This window comes from Xenorhabdus eapokensis, from assembly GCF_001908105.1.
The window spans coordinates 89,775-107,251 of record NZ_MKGQ01000004.1 but is presented as its reverse complement, the minus strand read 5'-3'; the positions used below and the strand labels follow the sequence as shown (position 1 = coordinate 107,251).

At 45.8% G+C, this 17,477-nt stretch carries 18 protein-coding genes; 14 read left to right on the top strand and 4 right to left on the bottom strand.

What is annotated here, in order from left to right:
- Positions 1-166: 166 nt before the first annotated feature.
- The 10 genes from Xedl_RS04790 to cysQ all read left to right on the top strand — a co-directional run bounded on the left by Xedl_RS04790 (position 167) and on the right by cysQ (position 8,703).
- On the top strand, positions 167-1,465 hold the full coding sequence (locus tag Xedl_RS04790; RefSeq protein WP_074022708.1) for an adenylosuccinate synthase: 1,299 nt from the start codon (positions 167-169) through the stop codon (positions 1,463-1,465).
- 179 nt (positions 1,466-1,644) lie between these two features.
- Entirely contained in the window at positions 1,645-2,064 is a 420-nt protein-coding gene (nsrR, locus tag Xedl_RS04785; protein WP_074022707.1) for a nitric oxide-sensing transcriptional repressor NsrR, read from the top strand.
- 44 nt (positions 2,065-2,108) lie between these two features.
- A complete protein-coding gene (gene rnr / locus Xedl_RS04780; RefSeq protein WP_074022706.1) occupies positions 2,109-4,544 on the top strand; it encodes a ribonuclease R in 2,436 nt (811 codons plus the stop codon).
- Between the two features lie 104 nt (positions 4,545-4,648).
- On the top strand, positions 4,649-5,386 hold the full coding sequence (gene rlmB, locus Xedl_RS04775) for a 23S rRNA (guanosine(2251)-2'-O)-methyltransferase RlmB (RefSeq protein ID WP_074022705.1): 738 nt from the start codon (positions 4,649-4,651) through the stop codon (positions 5,384-5,386).
- Between the two features lie 149 nt (positions 5,387-5,535).
- On the top strand, positions 5,536-5,934 hold the full coding sequence (gene rpsF / locus Xedl_RS04770) for a 30S ribosomal protein S6 (protein ID WP_074022704.1): 399 nt from the start codon (positions 5,536-5,538) through the stop codon (positions 5,932-5,934).
- A gap of 5 nt (positions 5,935-5,939) precedes the next feature.
- Positions 5,940-6,257, top strand: a complete 318-nt coding sequence (gene priB, locus Xedl_RS04765; RefSeq protein ID WP_074022703.1) for a primosomal replication protein N — start codon at positions 5,940-5,942, stop codon at positions 6,255-6,257.
- Positions 6,258-6,261: 4 nt separating this feature from the next.
- Positions 6,262-6,489, top strand: coding sequence for a 30S ribosomal protein S18 (rpsR, locus tag Xedl_RS04760; RefSeq protein ID WP_000135199.1), 228 nt, complete (start codon positions 6,262-6,264; stop codon positions 6,487-6,489).
- A gap of 38 nt (positions 6,490-6,527) precedes the next feature.
- Positions 6,528-6,980 carry a 50S ribosomal protein L9 gene (gene rplI / locus Xedl_RS04755; protein WP_074022702.1) on the top strand — a complete coding sequence of 151 codons (453 nt, stop codon included), beginning with the start codon at positions 6,528-6,530 and terminating at the stop codon, positions 6,978-6,980.
- 215 nt (positions 6,981-7,195) lie between these two features.
- A complete protein-coding gene (gene bamJ, locus Xedl_RS04750; RefSeq protein ID WP_074022701.1) occupies positions 7,196-7,816 on the top strand; it encodes a BamJ family beta-barrel-assembly machinery protein in 621 nt (206 codons plus the stop codon).
- A gap of 143 nt (positions 7,817-7,959) precedes the next feature.
- Positions 7,960-8,703 carry a 3'(2'),5'-bisphosphate nucleotidase CysQ gene (gene cysQ, locus Xedl_RS04745; protein ID WP_074022700.1) on the top strand — a complete coding sequence of 248 codons (744 nt, stop codon included), beginning with the start codon at positions 7,960-7,962 and terminating at the stop codon, positions 8,701-8,703.
- 71 nt (positions 8,704-8,774) lie between these two features.
- Here the strand turns inward: cysQ and Xedl_RS04740 are convergent, their stop codons facing one another.
- Positions 8,775-9,347: a YtfJ family protein gene (locus Xedl_RS04740; protein ID WP_074022699.1), complete on the bottom strand. Its 573-nt coding sequence runs from the start codon at positions 9,345-9,347 to the stop codon at positions 8,775-8,777.
- A gap of 343 nt (positions 9,348-9,690) precedes the next feature.
- Here Xedl_RS04740 and Xedl_RS04735 point away from each other — a divergent pair, with 343 nt between their 5' ends.
- Positions 9,691-9,897: a DUF1107 domain-containing protein gene (locus tag Xedl_RS04735; protein ID WP_074022698.1), complete on the top strand. Its 207-nt coding sequence runs from the start codon at positions 9,691-9,693 to the stop codon at positions 9,895-9,897.
- Positions 9,898-9,991: 94 nt separating this feature from the next.
- On the opposite strand, the gene Xedl_RS04730 is transcribed toward Xedl_RS04735, so the two are convergent.
- The 3 genes from Xedl_RS04730 to msrA all read right to left on the bottom strand — a co-directional run bounded on the left by Xedl_RS04730 (position 9,992) and on the right by msrA (position 11,426).
- Positions 9,992-10,273 (bottom strand): helix-turn-helix domain-containing protein, encoded by a 282-nt coding sequence (locus tag Xedl_RS04730; protein ID WP_074022697.1) that lies wholly within the window; start codon positions 10,271-10,273, stop codon positions 9,992-9,994.
- A complete protein-coding gene (locus Xedl_RS04725) occupies positions 10,270-10,584 on the bottom strand; it encodes a type II toxin-antitoxin system RelE/ParE family toxin (protein WP_074022696.1) in 315 nt (104 codons plus the stop codon). The genes Xedl_RS04730 and Xedl_RS04725 overlap by 4 nt, the downstream gene beginning before the upstream one ends.
- Positions 10,585-10,778: 194 nt before the next feature.
- Positions 10,779-11,426: a peptide-methionine (S)-S-oxide reductase MsrA gene (gene msrA, locus Xedl_RS04720; RefSeq protein ID WP_083600271.1), complete on the bottom strand. Its 648-nt coding sequence runs from the start codon at positions 11,424-11,426 to the stop codon at positions 10,779-10,781.
- A gap of 138 nt (positions 11,427-11,564) precedes the next feature.
- Here msrA and tamA point away from each other — a divergent pair, with 138 nt between their 5' ends.
- The 3 genes from tamA to Xedl_RS04705 are packed head-to-tail and all read left to right on the top strand — an operon-like array spanning position 11,565 to position 17,439.
- The gene (gene tamA, locus Xedl_RS04715; RefSeq protein WP_074022694.1) at positions 11,565-13,307 is read left to right on the top strand and encodes an autotransporter assembly complex protein TamA; all 1,743 of its coding nucleotides are present in this window, start codon (positions 11,565-11,567) and stop codon (positions 13,305-13,307) included.
- Positions 13,304-17,089, top strand: coding sequence for an autotransporter assembly complex protein TamB (gene tamB / locus Xedl_RS04710; RefSeq protein WP_074022693.1), 3,786 nt, complete (start codon positions 13,304-13,306; stop codon positions 17,087-17,089). Before tamA ends, tamB begins: the two co-directional genes overlap by 4 nt.
- A 2-nt stretch (positions 17,090-17,091) precedes the next feature.
- Positions 17,092-17,439, top strand: a complete 348-nt coding sequence (locus Xedl_RS04705) for a gamma-glutamylcyclotransferase family protein (RefSeq protein WP_074022692.1) — start codon at positions 17,092-17,094, stop codon at positions 17,437-17,439.
- The last annotated feature ends 38 nt before the right edge of the window (positions 17,440-17,477 follow it).

The window sequence follows — 17,477 nt, the reverse complement described above, 5'->3', positions numbered from 1 at the left end:
GTAAAAAAACGACAGTGGCTTTTTTATATACCGCTATTATTACAAAAAAGTTGCTTATATTTATGTTTATATAATTAAACGAAATAACAGGAAGTAACAAAAAATACTGAAAGGTGCTAAATGAGATGGTAGAATCCATTTTTAAGCAACCGAGTGAACTTTTGAAATGGGTAAGAACGTTGTCGTATTGGGCACCCAATGGGGTGACGAGGGCAAGGGTAAAATCGTCGACTTGCTGACTGAACGAGCTAAATACGTAGTTCGTTATCAAGGGGGCCATAACGCAGGCCATACACTAGTCATCAACGGTGAAAAAACCGTTCTCCACTTAATCCCATCCGGGATCTTACGTGAAAATGTCATTAGCATTATCGCAAATGGGGTCGTTTTAGCACCAGATGCTTTGATGAAAGAGATGAAAGAGCTTGAATCACGTGGGATTCCTGTACGTGAGCGCCTGCTTATTTCTGAAGCTTGTCCGCTGATCCTGCCTTACCATGTTGCATTGGATAACGCCCGCGAAAAAGCGCGTGGTGCCAAAGCGATTGGCACAACAGGCCGTGGTATTGGTCCTGCATACGAAGACAAAGTCGCACGTCGTGGTTTGCGTGTTGGTGATCTGTTTGATAAAGAAGCTTTTGCTGTCAAACTGAAAGAAATCATCGAATACCACAACTTCCAGCTAGTTAACTACTACAAAGAACCTGCCGTTGATTACCAGAAAACCTTAGATGACATTTTGGCTGTTGCCGATATCCTGACTGGCATGGTAGTTGACGTTTCTGACTTGCTGTACAAAGCAACCCAGAAAGGTGAATTGGTCATGTTCGAAGGGGCACAGGGAACTCTGCTGGATATCGACCACGGTACTTATCCTTATGTGACTTCTTCCAACACTACTGCGGGTGGCGTTGCAACGGGTTCTGGCCTGGGTCCACGCTATGTTGACTATGTCCTGGGTATCATCAAGGCTTACTCTACCCGTGTAGGGGCTGGTCCATTCCCAACTGAGCTGTTTGATGAAACAGGTGAATACCTGCGTCAGAAAGGTCAGGAGTTTGGTGCGACGACAGGCCGTAGCCGTCGTACTGGCTGGTTGGATATTGTTGCTATTCGTCGCGCGATCCAAATCAACTCCCTGTCTGGCTTCTGCATGACTAAACTGGACGTGTTGGATGGCCTGAAAGAGGTGAAAATCTGTGTTGGTTATCGCCTGCCTGATGGCTCTGTCATTGATACGACACCACTGGCCGCAGAAAACTGGGAAGGTCTTGAAGCCGTCTATGAAACCCTGCCTGGTTGGGATGAAAGCACTTTTGGCGTGAAAGATCACAGCCAATTGCCACAAGCAGCACTGAACTACATCAAACGTGTAGAAGAGCTGACAGGTGTTCCTGTTGATATTATTTCTACAGGCCCAGATCGTGCAGAAACCATGATCCTGCGTGATCCCTTTGACGCTTAATCGATAGATCGATCTTTTCGGCGCACATAACCGGGCTTATTGCCCGGTTTTTGTTTTTTCCGGTTTTGCTTAATTTTCAAAATACCCACATAATGATGATCAACTAACGAAAACCAATAAACATATATTATTTTTGGTGCCAAATAAGCTCCGTTATATTCAGTCTCTCAGAGGTGAGCGTGCAGTTAACCAGTTTTACTGATTATGGATTACGTGCCTTGATTTATATGGCCTCTCTACCAGCAGGCCAAATGACGAGTATTACAGAAGTCACTAAAGTTTATGGTGTCTCACGTAACCATATGGTAAAGATCATCAACCAACTGAGTCATTTAGGGTTAGTGAATGCTGTCAGGGGAAAAAATGGCGGCATCAGTTTAGGGAAACCTGCCAACGAGATCAGAATTGGTGATGTGGTTCGCTCATTGGAGCCTCTGTCATTGGTTGATTGTAGTGCCTGTCAAATCACGCCTGCATGTCGCTTAAAGTCAGTCTTGAATCAAGCGGTAGAAAATTTTTTGGAAGAGTTGGATAAACATACTGTGGCCGATATGGTCAAAGACAATCGTCCCCTTTATCAATTACTTTTAGTTAAATGAAGCAAGGGGATAAACAGCTTGCTGATGACAATAGAGGAATGACGATGTCAAAAGATCCTTTTCAGGAACGAGAGGCTGCAAAATACGAATCTCCTATCCCAAGCCGTGAATACATCTTGGATATCATTTCTAAACACGCCACTCCGGTAAGCCGTCAGGAATTAGCACAGGAACTTCAGTTAACCACTCCAGATGCCCTGGAAGCACTACGCCGTCGTTTACGGGCAATGGAACGTGATGGACAGTTGGTTTTTACCCGCCGGCAATGTTACGCGTTGCCAGAGCGGCTGGATTTATTGAAAGGTACGGTGATTGGGCACCGTGATGGCTATGGTTTTCTACGTGTGGAAGGCCACAAAGAAGATTATTTCCTGCCAGCCGATCAGATGAAAATGGCGATCCACGGTGATGTAGTACTGGCACAACCCTTGCGACCAGACAGAAGAGGTCGCATTGAAGTGCGTATCGTGCGGGTTTTAGAGCCAAAGAGTAGCCAGATTGTTGGCCGGTATTTTATGGATGCGGGCATGGGATTTGTCGTCCCTGACGATAGCCGCCTCTGTTTCGATATATTGATCCCAAAAGAAGCAACTTGCGGGGCAAGAATGGGTAACGTCGTGGTGGTTGAATTGACAAATCGCCCGACCCGCCGGACTAAAGCCATCGGCAAAATTGTTGAAGTGCTGGGTGAGAGCATGGGAACAAACATGGCGGTTGAGATTGCGCTGCGTACCCATGAAATCCCACATAGCTGGCCGCCATTGGTAGAAAAACAGATCGCTGGTTTGGATGAACATGTACCGGAATCAGCTAAGCAAGATCGGGTAGATTTACGCGCGTTGCCATTGGTGACAATTGACGGCGAAGATGCACGAGACTTTGATGATGCGGTGTATTGCGAAAGAAAACGGGGTGGTGGTTGGCGATTGTGGGTAGCGATTGCTGATGTTAGCTACTATGTTCGCCCGCAAACAGCTTTGGATATTGAAGCACGCAGCCGTGGAAACTCGGTTTATTTCCCGTCTCAAGTCGTCCCTATGCTGCCGGAAGTGCTGTCTAATGGATTGTGCTCCCTCAATCCAGAAGTTGATCGCCTATGTATGGTGTGTGAAATGACCGTTTCCGCCCAAGGCAAACTCTCTTCCTACAAGTTTTATGAAGCGGTGATGAATTCACATGCCCGTTTAACCTATACCAAAGTCTGGAAAATTTTACAGGGTGATCAAGAGTTGCGTGAGCACTACAAGCCGCTGGTGCAACATATTGAACATCTGCATGAACTTTACCAGGCACTGGAACAGGCACGTGAACAGCGTGGCGCTATTGCGTTTGAATCGGAAGAAGCTAAATTTATTTTTAATGCAGAGCGTCGCATTGATCGCATAGAACCCGTTGTACGCAACGAAGCGCATAAACTTATCGAAGAGTGTATGATTCTGGCGAACATTGCCGCCGCTCGCTTTATTGAAAAACACCATGAGCCAGCGTTATATCGCATCCATGATAGACCAAGGGAAGAGAGTATCCTGAACCTGCGTTCAGTCTTCAATGAGTTGGGATTGAGCTTGTTGGGTGGCATGACGCCAGAACCGAAAGATTATGCGCAATTGATGAAACAAGTCGCTGATCGACCCGATCGCGAATTACTGCAAACGATGCTGTTGCGCTCTATGAAGCAGGCGATCTATGAGCCGGAGAATCGGGGACACTTTGGTTTGGCATTGCGCTCTTATTCTCACTTCACTTCGCCAATCCGCCGCTACCCTGATCTGGCTCTGCATCGGGCGATCAAACACTTACTGGCACAAGAGCAAGAAAAAGGTGCCGTTGAACATCGCGGAACGCCAACAGGAGGTTGGCACAACGATATGGAACAGATGCTGCAATTGGGTGACCACTGTTCCATGACTGAGCGCCGTGCTGACGAAGCGACAAGGGATGTGGCAGACTGGCTGAAATGTGATTTCATGCAAGATCAGGTGGGTAATGTTTTCACCGGACTAATTACCAGCGTGACAGGTTTTGGTTTCTTTGTCCGCTTAAATGATCTGTTTATTGACGGCTTGGTGCATATTTCGACGTTGGATAACGATTATTATCGCTATGATAATGTCGGCCAGCGCTTGATTGGTGAGTCTTCAGGGAAAACTTATCGTCTCGGTGATGAAGTAGAGATCCGCGTGGAAGCGGTTCATATGGATGAACGCAATATTGATTTCACCTTACTTTCCACAACCCGCAAAGCGCGTAATCAGGGGAAGACGGCACGAGATAAGGCGAAAAAAGATACGCCAGAGCGTAAAAATGGTAAAAAAGGCCGTGATCATAAAAAGTCCGCCAATTTTGAGCCAGATAGCGCCTTTCGTAAAAAGAAAAGTACGGAAAAACCTAAGCCAGGCAATAAGAAAAAACCATCAAGCAAGACTAAAAAAATTGCAGCAAAACTAAAAGCGAAGCGCGCGAAAAAACCCGCAAGCTAATCGCTGGTAAAAATTAATCCATACAATCATCAAACAGGGCGGATTTTGCCGCCCGCTATTTTTCGGTATCTTAAAGATATCAGTGAGTTAGGTATCAGTCAGTCATGAGTGAAATTATTTACGGTATCCATGCCGTTAAAGCCTTGCTGGAGCGCGATCCACAACGTTTCATGGAAGTTTATGTGCTGAAAGGGCGTGAAGATCGCCGTTTAACCCCGTTATTGCAGGAGCTGGAAAGTATCGGTATTGCGGTACAAATCGCTAATCGCCAATGGTTGGATGCCCAAACAGAAGGTGCCGTCCATCAAGGGATTATTGCACGCGTCAAGCCAGGGCGTCAGTATCAGGAAAATGATCTACCGGATTTGTTATCTCGGCTGGAGCGGCCATTTCTGCTGGTATTGGATGGTGTCACCGATCCACATAATCTGGGCGCCTGCCTGCGTACAGCGGATGCGGCGGGGGGTGATGCAATTATTGTCCCTCGTGATCGTTCTGCCCAATTGAGTGCAACGGCGAAAAAAGTAGCCTGTGGTGCGGCAGAAAGTGTACCGCTGATCCGTGTTACTAACCTTGCCCGGACACTGCGTTTACTGCAAGAACACAATATCTGGATTGTCGGAACCGCAGGTGAAGCCACGCATTCTGTATACGAAAGCAAGTTGACTGGTCCGATGGCTTTGGTGATGGGGGCGGAAGGAGAAGGTATGCGCCGATTGACCCGCGAACATTGTGATGAATTGATCAGTATTCCTATGGCGGGGTCAGTCTCTTCTTTGAATGTATCGGTTGCAACAGGGGTATGCTTGTTTGAAATTGTACGCCAGAGAAGCGTCCGGTAATTCTTTATTCCGGTAATTCTTTATTGAGTTTTTTGTATTGTACGGGTATAGTGACGCGTCGATTTTTCAGCCGTACTAAACACGTTCCTTGCCTCCATGGGCCACGGCTGACCCTGACAGGAGGCTGAATAATCCGTAAGGAGCAATCAATGCGTCATTACGAAATCGTTTTTATGGTCCATCCTGACCAAAGCGAACAAGTTCCGGGCATGATCGAGCGTTACAGTGCGACTATCGCTAACGCGCAAGGTCAGATTCACCGTCTGGAAGACTGGGGTCGTCGTCAACTGGCTTACCCAATCAACAAACTGCACAAGGCTCACTACGTTCTGATGAACGTTGAAGCGCCACAAGAAGCGATTGATGAGCTGGAAACTAACTTCCGCTTCAACGACGCCGTTATCCGCAGCATGGTTATGCGCGTTAAGCACGCAGTAACTGAAGCATCACCAATGGTTAAGGCTAAAGACGAACGTCGCAGCCGTGATCTGGTCTTGGAAGAAGACCTGATTGATGATGCTGATGAAGCTGGGGATTCTGAAGAGTAATTACCGTGACAACTAATCGTTTGGTGCTCTTAGGCACAGTGTGCAAGGCACCGATACGAAAAGTCAGTCCATCTGGTATTCCACATTGTCAGTTTGTGCTTGAACATCGTTCACAGCAGCAGGAAGCCGGATTTAGCCGGCAATCATGGTGCAGAATGCCCGTTATTGCCAGCGGACAGTTGTTACAGAAATATACTCACAGTATAACGGTCGGCAGTCGAATAACGGTTTCAGGATTCATTAATTCCCATTATGGGCGCAATGGTCTTAGCAAACTGGTTCTACATGCCGAGCAGATTGAATTGATAGATTCTGGAGACTAGCCAAATGGCACGTTATTTCCGTCGTCGCAAGTTCTGCCGCTTCACCGCGGAAGGCGTACAAGAGATCGATTATAAAGATATTGCTACGCTGAAAAACTACATTACCGAAAGCGGTAAAATTGTACCAAGCCGTATTACTGGCACTCGTGCAAAATACCAGCGTCAGCTCGCTCGTGCTATCAAGCGTGCGCGCTACCTGTCTCTGTTGCCTTACACTGATCGCCATCAGTAATAGGTTCAGTCCATTAACGACTTTGAGAGGATAAGGTAATGCAAATTATTCTGCTTGATAAAGTAGCTAACCTGGGTAGCCTGGGTGACCAAGTTAACGTTAAAGCGGGTTATGCCCGTAACTTCTTAGTACCACAGGGCAAAGCTGTTCCTGCAACTAAGAAAAACATCGAATTCTTCGAAGCTCGTCGTGCAGAACTGGAAGCTAAACTGGCTGACGTTCTGGCAGCAGCAGAAGCTCGTGCAGAGAAGATCAATGCACTGGGTTCTGTCACTATCGCTTCTAAAGCGGGTGACGAAGGTAAACTGTTCGGTTCTATCGGTACTCGTGACATCGCTGATGCAGTGACTGCTGCTGGCGTTGAAGTATCTAAGAGCGAAGTTCGCCTGCCTAACGGCGTTCTGCGTACTGTTGGTGAACACGAAGTTCACTTCCAGGTACACAGCGATGTGTTCGCACATTTGAACGTTAACATCGTTCCAGAAGCTTAATCGCTGATTAGCTGAAGAACATGTGACAAAAAACGCTGGCATTGCCAGCGTTTTTTGTTTTGTGTCGTAAAAACATGCCCCCAAACATAAGGCCTGGTAGCAGTTATACTTCAAGAATTGGTGCCTTACATTATTATTACCCACTTTCACGCGTTTACCCATCCGGACAGTGCTGTTATGCTTGAGCCTTCACTCATTTAATAACAGGTATTTTCATGACAAAACCTTCTTTTGAGTCTATTGAAGCGCGGGCAAGTTACGGTATTGGTTTGCAGGTTGGGCAACAATTACAGGAATCTGGTTTACAAGGGTTAGAACCAGAAGCCTTGTTGGCAGGATTGTGTGATGCACTGGAAAGCTGTTCTCCTGCTATTCCGGTAGAAGAACTGCATCGTGCGCTACGTGAGATACATGAACGTGCTGATAGCGTTCGTCGTGAACGTCAGCAAACGATGGCAGAAGAAGGTAAAAAATTTCTGGCAGAGAACATTCAACGTGAAGGCGTAAGCAGCACTGAGTCTGGTCTGCAATTTTCTGTTCTGACGCAAGGTGATGGCGCGATCCCAGCTCGTACCGACCGTGTTCGTGTTCACTATACGGGTCGCCTGATCGATGGCACTGTATTCGATAGTTCAGTACAGCGTGGTACACCAGCAGAATTCCCTGTTAGCGGCGTGATCCCAGGTTGGATTGAAGCGTTGACCTTAATGCCAGTCGGTTCCAAATGGGAACTTTATATTCCTCACAATCTGGCTTATGGTGAGCGTGGGGCAGGAGCATCCATTCCTCCTTATAGCACGCTGATTTTCGAAGTAGAATTATTGGAAATTCTGTAACTTATTAAATAGCCGGTTAGCCGGCTATTTTTTTAGGTGTATTTGGGAATATGGCAGCATAAAATATTCGCCATTCCGGTAAAAAATGCGTTTAAAATGGTGCTTCAAGTGGTATCGCCAAACAACAAATGCAGAGGTGTATGATGCTACAACAGATCTGCCAATTGGCACGGGAAGCAGGCGCGGCGATCATGGAGGTCTATCAGGCTGAACAACCGTTGCAAGTAAAGCATAAAATGGATGATTCACCCGTTACTGCCGCGGATATTGCCGCCCATAAGATCATTAAAGCAGGATTGTTGCATATTGCACCTGATATCCCGCTGTTATCAGAAGAAGAACCTCCAACATGGGAAGAGTGGAAAAATTGGCAGCGTTATTGGCTGGTTGACCCATTGGATGGTACGAAAGAGTTTATTCGTCGCAATGGCGAGTTTACGGTCAATATTGCACTGGTAGAACAAGGTGTCCCTGTGATGGGCGTTATCTATGTCCCGGTACAGAATGTCTTATATTCAGGGCAAGGGCGTCAGGCGTGGAAAGAAGCTAATGGTCAGATGCTTCCCATTAAAATTATGGCTGCGAAGCCGCCAGTCGTGGTTGTCAGTCGTTCTCACAAGGATGATGAGGAGTTACAAGACTATCTTTCCCAGCTAGGGGTACACGATACACTTGCGGTCGGCTCTTCACTTAAATTTTGCATGGTTGCGGAGGGAAAAGCCCAACTTTACCCACGTTTTGGTCCGACCAACATCTGGGATACGGGAGCTGGTCATGCCATTGCTGTTGCTGCGGGAGCGCATGTGACGGATTGGCAAGGGAAGGCATTAGATTACACACCGCGTGAATCTTTCCTGAATCCAGGATTTAGGGTCAGGGTTTTTTGATGCTGGAGCGATATATTAAGGTGATAATGGCTCACAATGGGAACCATTATCACTGTACGGCATTGAATAGGCTATTTTTCCAATTCTTCTTTAATGAGGCTGATAACGTGCGTAATTTCTTCGTTACTTAATTTGCCATCTTTGACGAATTTCACCTTACCGCCTTTACCCAGCACAATGATTGCCGAACTTTTAGGTTCCAGTCCCCAAGCCTTTTTAACCAACCCATTACTATCGACAATGAATTGTGACCACGGGAACTGTTTTTTGCTGTCTTCGAGACTATTGCGAACAAAAACGCCCGTACCAAAAATAGCCTCATCGGTATTCACGATGCTGGTGGTTTGATACTTATCCTTAGGTAAACCAGCATTCTTCAATGCTTGAATCAAGGGATCATTCATCTCTTTTGCGGAACTACGACCGGCAATATGCTGGATTGTTCTGACTTTTCCCGAAAGTTCAATACTGCTCCAATTTTGGTAGCTGAACTTACCATCGTTTAGCAACAGCTCACCTTTATCTGTCACACTAATAGCGGGAACAGGTTGTTCTAAGGCAATATTATGAGCGAGTGCAAATATGGGCGTTATACTCAATATTGCAGATAATACGATTCTTGTTAACAAGTTGTTTTTTAACATATTTATTCCTTATTTATCATGGTATGGCATGTTATCAGGGAATGACATATTCAGCATAGCGCTTGTTAACTGGTCTGTCCTCAATAAAATAAACAATTTGATAACATTTGGTTGCGGTATAAGTAAATAAAAGGGGGATTTAATATAATATTCATTAATATCATTATGTTACATTAAAGCAGAGATTGAATCTTAATATTGAGGGGAACAAATTTCCATATACGTAGTCTATACAGTTGGCATAACAGGAGGTGGGTTTTCTGATGCATTGAGTCACCAATGTTATGCAATAAATATTACGTAAAAAAATAGTATCGTAAGAAGCATGGGAGGAAAAACAGAGATGAAAATCTTTCGCCATTATAACCCAGTGAAAATTGCTCTCTACGTAAAAACCTTATTTCGTGGGCGTTTATATATTAAGGACATGGGCGCTTTTGAATTTAATTATGGAAAGATTTTACCCCCGAAAATCAAAGATAAACGTCATTTCCATGTAATGAGTGAAATTAACCAGCAAGTATTGCGCTTACAGACCGAAATGGGATGATTGTTTGTAATTGCCTATCGACTAATGGTAATAAAATCAATACATAACATTAGTATAATAAACGGCCTTGTGGCCGTTTTTGGATTGTGGGTTATCAATAACTCAATTTAATATTGATATTGGCACCGCAGGCATTAGCATATCGGGAGAGGGTTCTTATGCTAGCCCCCATCGGATTTCCTTCCAGCCGAGTAATGGCAGAGGGTGAAACGCCCAATTTCTTGGCCAATTCTGATTTAGACAAACCCGCGTTTACCCGCATTTGGTATAGCAACTCTATAATACCTAGCTCTCTGTCTGCGTCGTTATATGCCTGGATAGCTTCTGGGGTGTTTAACATTTCTGATTTCAGTTGTTCAAAATCAATACCGTTCATTTGTTCATCTCCTTCAGCCGTTTTCTGGCTATTTCTATCGTACCAGTAGGTGTTTTTTGCGTTTTCTTCACAAATGCATGGAGTAGATAAATTCTCTGGTCTATTTCAAATGCGTATAGGGTTCTGGCAATGTTTTTATCTCCTATTCTCAATTCGAATAGGCCACCACCAATAACCTTGCTATGGGGCATTTTTAGCTGGTTACCATCCATTCGCAGACGCTCTATTAATCTAAACATCCGACCTCGTAGCTCATCCGGTAACTGTTTTAACTCTAACAGTGCATCTGGGTGGGTTATCACATCAAACATTCTAATTCCTCCTGCTCAAAATATACACAGAAGGAGAAATTAACTCAATAGGAAAATTTCACTTTTTGGAGAAAATTTGTATAAATATAATACAGGTCAAGGTTTGTTACTGGTTGGGGGATAGATGCTGATTGATGTATTTCAGGTAATTAGCCCAACAATCATACCGTTGGGCTAACTCAATCAGCTATTTTCTAATTTCTAAGTGTCGGCGGAAAGCAGATCCCAGTACCACCTAAGCCACAATACCCTTCAGGGTTTTTGTAGAGATATTGCTGATGATAGTCCTCGGCAAAATAAAATGGCTCGGCTTTGCGAATTTCCGTCGTGATAGTGCGTTGGTCGCCATTTTGCGCCATCGCTTGCTGGTATTGGTCTCGGCTGGCAATTGCTTGTTCATACTGTTGTGGTGAAACCGTGTACAGGACAGAACGGTATTGCGTACCAATATCGCCATGTTGACGCATACCTTGGGCAGGATCGTGATTTTCCCAGAACAGAGTGAGTAATTGTGAATAGGTTATTTTAGTCGGGTCAAATACGATCCTGACGATTTCCGCATGGCCGGTTAAGCCTGTACACACTTCTTCATAAGTTGGGTTTGGCGTAGTGCCGCCGCTGTAACCCACGGAGGTGGTGTAAATGCCTTCCTGTTGCCAGAAAAGGCGCTCCACGCCCCAGAAACATCCCATTCCAACATAGGCAATTTCCATATTTTCAGGAATGTTCTCTATCGCATGCTGTGTGATGACATGGTAGGGTGATATGGTTAATGGAGTGGCTCTACCCGGTATGGCATCTGGTGCAGAAACAGGTTGTTTTTCATTGGCTGAATTTGGCAAGGTTCTCTCCTGTATATCCATAAGTTTTATGATTATATGTTGCTTGTATATTGTTAAAACTTTACCAGAATTAATTGATTACGGCATTTTTATATTGTTGAATTTTATTCAACAGAGAGATAAACATTAGGAGTTCGAGTGTCACGATATCCCCTCATAGGTGCGCTTTTGGTATCTATCGTTACTCCATCGGCTTATAGTGCAAATTTACGATTGAAACTAGAAGGTCTTTCTGGCGAATTAGAAAAAAATGCCAGAGTACAACTCTCCAATATCAGTACCGATGAAGTTTCCCCTGATGGCCGTTTTCGGGCTCGTGTGGAGAAAGCGATACGACAAGGCCTTCGTCCATTGGGATATTATGATCCCACTGTTACATTTACCTATCAAGAGAATCCCCCTCCTGCCCGCCCGGTTTTAACGGCTAAAGTCACACTCGGCGAACCGGTGAGGGTCGTTAAAGTGGACGTGGATTTGGAAGGGGGCGCTAAAACAGATAAAGATTATGCCGCCCTGATCAAAAAAAATATGCCAAAAGAAGAGGCGATACTCAACCACGGTGAATATGAAAATTTTAAAAGTGCCTTGACGAATTTGGCGGTTAAGAAAGGCTATTTTGATGCCGTCATGAAGAAAAGTGAGTTGGGGGTGGCAAAAGATCAGCATGAATCTATTTGGGATTTTGATTTTGATAGTGGGCAACGCTATCGGTTTGGCCCAGTGACATTTCACGGATCACAAATTCGAGAAACTTACCTGAATAACCTTATTCCTTTTAAATCAGGCGAATATTATACCTCTGAACAATTAGCTGAATTTAACCGCCGTTTGGTGGATACCGGCTGGTTCAACTCTGCGGTGGTTGTGCCTGATTTTAAAATCGGGCGTGAGAGTCAGGAAAAGTTATTACCATTGAATGCGTCCTTAGTGCCTCGCTCTGCCAACTATGTCGAATTGGGGGGCGGTTATGCAACGGATGTCGGGCCTCGTGTTCAAGCAAAATGGAAAAAGCCGTGGCTCAACTCCCGTGGGCACAGTCTGAGTACCAGCCTTAACCTTTCTGCACGTGAACAACTCATTGATGCATCCTACAAAATGCCGCTTAAGGTCAACCCGCTTGAGGAATATTTTCAGCTACAAACGGGTTATAAACGCAAAGATATTAACGATACCATTTCGGATACGGCAACTTTGAACCTTTCCCGTAATTGGGATCGTTTTACCGGCTGGCAGTACAGCGTGAATCTGCGCTGGAGCCTTAGCCACTTTACTCAGGCTAATGTAACCAATACCACCATGCTGCTTTATCCGGGTGCCAGTCTTAGCCGTATTCGCCAACGTGGCGGTGCGATGCCTTATTGGGGGGATAGTCAGCGCTATTCGATTGATATTTCTAATACAACCTGGCATTCCAATGTCGATTTTCTCGTATTACAGGCTCATCACGTTTGGATAAGAACGTATCGGGAGAATCACCGTTTTGTGGTGCGAGCGGATTTGGGCTGGATAGAGACGAATGAATTCGACATGGTGCCACCAGATCTCCGTTTCTTTGCCGGCGGGGATCGCAGCATTCGCGGCTATAAGTACCAGAAAATCTCACCGAAAGACAGTAAAGGCAAATTAGTCGGGGCATCAAAGTTGGCGATTGGCTCGTTGGAATATCAATACAATATTTATGGCAATTGGTGGAGTGCGTTATTTGTCGATTCCGGTGAAGCGGTGGATGACATTAAAAAGAGTAATTTTAAAACGGGTGCGGGAATTGGCGTGCGCTGGGCGTCACCGGTAGGGCCGATAAAATTTGATTTGGCAACGCCAATTGGAGATCCAGATAGTCATAATGTTGAATTTTATATTGGATTAGGGGCCGAACTATGAGGTGGGCGAAAAGGGTTAGTATTGCTTTCCTGCTGATTGTTGGTCTGTTATTGGTGGCAGTTGTCGGGCTACTTGGTACTCAAACTGGTTTGCATTTGGTGATCAACAGTGCGGCGCGTTGGGTGCCGGGATTGGATATTGCGAGTGTCAGCGGCGGTTGGCGCGATTTAACGTTAAAAGGCGTCAAATATCAGATGCCTGGCGTTAACGTTAATGCAGATAATTTGCATCTCTCTATCCGGCTCTCCTGCCTGAAACACAGCCAGGTGTGCGTTAATGCATTGACAACCGAAGGGGTCACCGTTTCGGTGAATACCGCTGAACTTCCGCCATCGGCACCTTCTGCTGAATCAGAACCATTGACTGAATTACAAACGCCGTATCCTATCTCACTGGATGTACTCTCCTTGAAAAATACGCATGTCAAGGTTGATGGTATTGTCATTGCGTTGGATGAGTTTAAAACGGGGGCTCAGTGGCAGGAAAAGCAACTGATATTAAAACCCACAGAAATTAAAAACTTGTTGGTCGCATTACCAACGTATTCATCTGAGAAAGTTGGTGCGGTACAAAAAAATGTGCCGCCGTCCGAACCTGAAAAACCCTTGGGTGAGATGTTGAAAGCGTTGTTTGCCAACCCGTTATTAGCGAAATTGCCTGAGGTTCCCATTCCACTTGATATCACGCTGGAGGGTATCCACGGCAGCCAGCTTCATTTGACGGGGGATACCGATATCAAGATTAACGAGTTGCGGCTACAGGCCAGCAATCATGGGCAGGCAGTCGAAATAAAAACGTTAAGCGTACAGGCACCGGAAGGTTCACTGGCAATACGGGGGACGGCCAAGCTAGCGGAAAAATGGCCAGTTAACTTGGTGGTTAAGGGGAAGGTCGATAACTTACATCATATCAATCTGGATGACTTAAAAGGGCAACAGATTGATTTAACGTTAAAAGGTGCGTTGTTACAGCAGCTTAATCTCGCATTGGATCTTTCCGGCACTGTCACCGCCAGTTTGGATGCTCAGGCTGAATTGGCAAAAGCAGGCTTACCTGTTCGCCTGACATTGAAAAGCCAGCAACTGCAATGGCCACTTAAAGGCAAGCCAGAATATCAGCTTGATGGCGTCAAGTTGCGCTTGAATGGTCAAGCCAGTCATTACGATCTTTCCCTCCGCTCGGATATCAAAGGCCATGACCTTCCGCCGGCATCGTTGCTGCTGGATGCGAAAGGCAATGAAGAATTGCTGAGGTTAACGCGCCTGCGTTTGGCGGCCTTGCAGGGTAAAGCCGATATTGCCGGCGTGATTGATTGGAGTAAAGCCATTAGTTGGAATGCCAGGCTCATTTTGGATGGTATCAATACGGCCAAACAGTGGCCGGAATGGCCTGCCAAAATAGACGGTCAAATAGCCGTACGTGGCAGCCTGTATGGAGGAAGCTGGCAGCTTCAGATCCCTGAAATTGCCCTCAATGGTCATGTGAAACAAAATGCCATCCGAGCGCGTGGTAAGGCATCGGGTAACGCAGCTGGACAGTGGGATATTCCCCAACTCGATCTTACCGTTGGGCGTAATACGCTGAATGTACAAGGTCGGCTGACGGATCAGGCGTGGCAACTCGATGGTGAAATTAATGCACCGCAATTAACTGGCTTACTGCCAGGTTTAGCGGGCTTTATTACGGGTGACGTCAAACTGCGGGGCAATATAAAAGCCCCACAAATCATGGCAGATTTGAATGCCCGTGGGTTACGCTGGCAGGATGCGTTCAGGGTGGATAGTGCCACGATTAAAGGGGATATACGTTCGGCTGAACAGATCCAAGGCCAGCTATCGGTTGTTGTGCGGCAATTGCAGCAGGCGGATTTCACTATCAAGAATTTGGTGCTCCATGCGAAAGGCACAGAAAAGCAGCATGATTTACAACTGAAAATCGAAGGAACTCCGGTCTCAGGCCAATTGGCACTTAATGGCAGCTTTGATCGTCAAAAGGAACACTGGAAAGGCAGTATCAACAATACTGACTTTGATACACCTGTTGGAGAATGGCGTTTAAGCAAAGTGATAGCCATTGATTATTTCAACTTGCAACAAAAAGCGATAGTGGGAACCCATTGCTGGCTGAATCCCAATGCACATCTTTGTATCCCAAAACCTATTGAGGCGGGAGCTCGCGGCCATGCACAAGTGTCACTTGAACGCTTTGACCTGGCTATGATCCAGCCATTTCTTGATAAAAGTACCCAACTTAAGGGGCTGTTCAGTGGTAATGCGGAGATCAGATGGACGGCAGAGCAGGGGTTGCCACAAGCAAAAGTGGCTCTTCAAGGGAATGGGGTACAAGTTCGTCAGGTGGTGGAAGGTAATCCATTACCAATTGATTTTGAAACACTAACTTTGCATGTCGGGCTGGCCGATGGTAAGGCTAATTTGGCATGGTTATTCAAATTGGCTGGCAATGGACAGTTAAAAGGCGATGTGCAGGTCGCTGATTTAGAAGGCAGCCGAAAGTTATCGGGGAATATTGATATTCAGGCACTTTCCTTAAAGCTGATTAAACCTATTTTGAGTAAAGACGAAAAAGCGGAGGGGGGATTAAATGCGAATTTACGCATTGGTGGAAATGCTAAGCACCCACTGTTATTTGGTCAGCTTAACGCAGATGTTTTGAAGGTGAGCAACCATTGGCTGCCATTTGATATTACCCAAAGCCAGTTAGCGGTGCATTTTGCCGGTGTCAGCTCTGATTTGCATGGCATGATTAGAACACCGAAGGGGCAATTAAACCTGAACGGCCACGCTGATTGGCGTAATGTGGATGACTGGTACGCCAGAATGGCAGCTAATGGGGAGAAGTTGCGCGTGACTGTGCCGCCGATGGTGAAGGTGGATGTCAGCCCGGATTTAGTGCTGGAAGCGAAACCCAACCTGTTGAAACTCGATGGGAGTGTGGAGATCCCGTGGGCACGGATTACGGTTCAAGAGTTGCCGGAATCTGCGGTTGGTGTTTCTGCTGATGAAGTGATGCTGGATAAAAACCTCCAGCCTATAGAAAAGAAAAAATCTTCTCTTTTAATTCAAAGTAACTTAAATGTGTATATTGGCAATGATGTGCGCTTGAGTGCTTTTGGCTTGAAAGCCCAGCTCAAGGGTGCGTTAAAAATCCTTCAGGATAAGCAGGGGTTGGGGCTGAATGGCCAGATTGATATTCCTGAAGGGAATTTCCATGCCTATGGACAGGATTTACAAGTGCGTAAGGGAACGATTATGTTTTCCGGCCCGCCAGATCAGCCATTATTGAATATTGAAGCGATCCGTAATCCAGAATCGACCGCGAACAAAGTGATTGCCGGTGTGCGCGTAACTGGATTGGCAGATAAACCGAAAGTCGAAGTTTTTTCTGATCCGGTAAAATCCCAACAAGAAGCCTTGTCTTACTTGCTACGGGGTGAAGGGTTGGAGAAAGGCGATTCTGACAACTCGCAAATGGCGGCGATGCTGATTGGGTTGGGGATTGCCCAGAGCAGTCAATTAGTCGGTAAGATTGGGGAAACTTTTGGCGTCTCTGATTTGGCTTTAGATACTCAGGGGGTTGGCGATAAATCTCAGGTGGTTGTCAGTGGACGAATTACCAACGACTTACAAGTGAAGTATGGCGTGGGGATTTTTGACTCGTTGGCGACACTGACATTACGCTATCGAGTTATGCCAAGATTGTATCTGGAAGCGGTATCTGGTATTGATCAGGCTTTAGATCTGCTCTATGAGTTTGAGTTTTAAAGATGCGAGTTATTGTTTATGGCAGCCTGAGGCAGAAGCAAGGCAATCATCACTGGATGACGGATGCCCAATTGTTAGGAAAACACAGATTAGCCGGTTATGAAATTTATGATCTGGGGCACTATCCGGCGGTTATCCGGGGTGAAGGGATAATCGAATGTGAAGTCTATCGTATTACGCCATCCATCCTGACCGAATTGGATGAACTGAAAAAGAACGCGCAGGAGTACGAAAGGGAACTGATTGAAACACCTTATGGCAAAGCGTGGATCTATCTCTATCAATTGCCTGTTGAAGGATTGCACCGGATAACCTGTGGTGACTGGCTGAAACGCCATGAAGAAGAGTGAAAATTAGACAAGCGGAAGACAAACAAAAACCTCTGTCC

Excerpts from the sequence above, each read along its gene's own strand:
- rnr (WP_074022706.1), top strand. The coding sequence starts at position 2,109 with ATGTCAAAAGATCCTTTTCAGGAACGAGAGGCTGCAAAATACGAATCT.
- Xedl_RS04705 (WP_074022692.1), top strand. The coding sequence starts at position 17,092 with ATGCGAGTTATTGTTTATGGCAGCCTGAGGCAGAAGCAAGGCAATCAT.
- tamB (WP_074022693.1), top strand. The coding sequence starts at position 13,304 with ATGAGGTGGGCGAAAAGGGTTAGTATTGCTTTCCTGCTGATTGTTGGT.
- Xedl_RS04790 (WP_074022708.1), top strand. The coding sequence starts at position 167 with ATGGGTAAGAACGTTGTCGTATTGGGCACCCAATGGGGTGACGAGGGC.
- bamJ (WP_074022701.1), top strand. The coding sequence starts at position 7,196 with ATGACAAAACCTTCTTTTGAGTCTATTGAAGCGCGGGCAAGTTACGGT.
- rplI (WP_074022702.1), top strand. The coding sequence starts at position 6,528 with ATGCAAATTATTCTGCTTGATAAAGTAGCTAACCTGGGTAGCCTGGGT.
- rpsF (WP_074022704.1), top strand. The coding sequence starts at position 5,536 with ATGCGTCATTACGAAATCGTTTTTATGGTCCATCCTGACCAAAGCGAA.
- cysQ (WP_074022700.1), top strand. The coding sequence starts at position 7,960 with ATGCTACAACAGATCTGCCAATTGGCACGGGAAGCAGGCGCGGCGATC.
- Xedl_RS04725 (WP_074022696.1), bottom strand. The coding sequence starts at position 10,584 with ATGTTTGATGTGATAACCCACCCAGATGCACTGTTAGAGTTAAAACAG.
- rpsR (WP_000135199.1), top strand. The coding sequence starts at position 6,262 with ATGGCACGTTATTTCCGTCGTCGCAAGTTCTGCCGCTTCACCGCGGAA.
- Xedl_RS04735 (WP_074022698.1), top strand. The coding sequence starts at position 9,691 with ATGAAAATCTTTCGCCATTATAACCCAGTGAAAATTGCTCTCTACGTA.
- rlmB (WP_074022705.1), top strand. The coding sequence starts at position 4,649 with ATGAGTGAAATTATTTACGGTATCCATGCCGTTAAAGCCTTGCTGGAG.
- Xedl_RS04730 (WP_074022697.1), bottom strand. The coding sequence starts at position 10,273 with ATGAACGGTATTGATTTTGAACAACTGAAATCAGAAATGTTAAACACC.
- Xedl_RS04740 (WP_074022699.1), bottom strand. The coding sequence starts at position 9,347 with ATGTTAAAAAACAACTTGTTAACAAGAATCGTATTATCTGCAATATTG.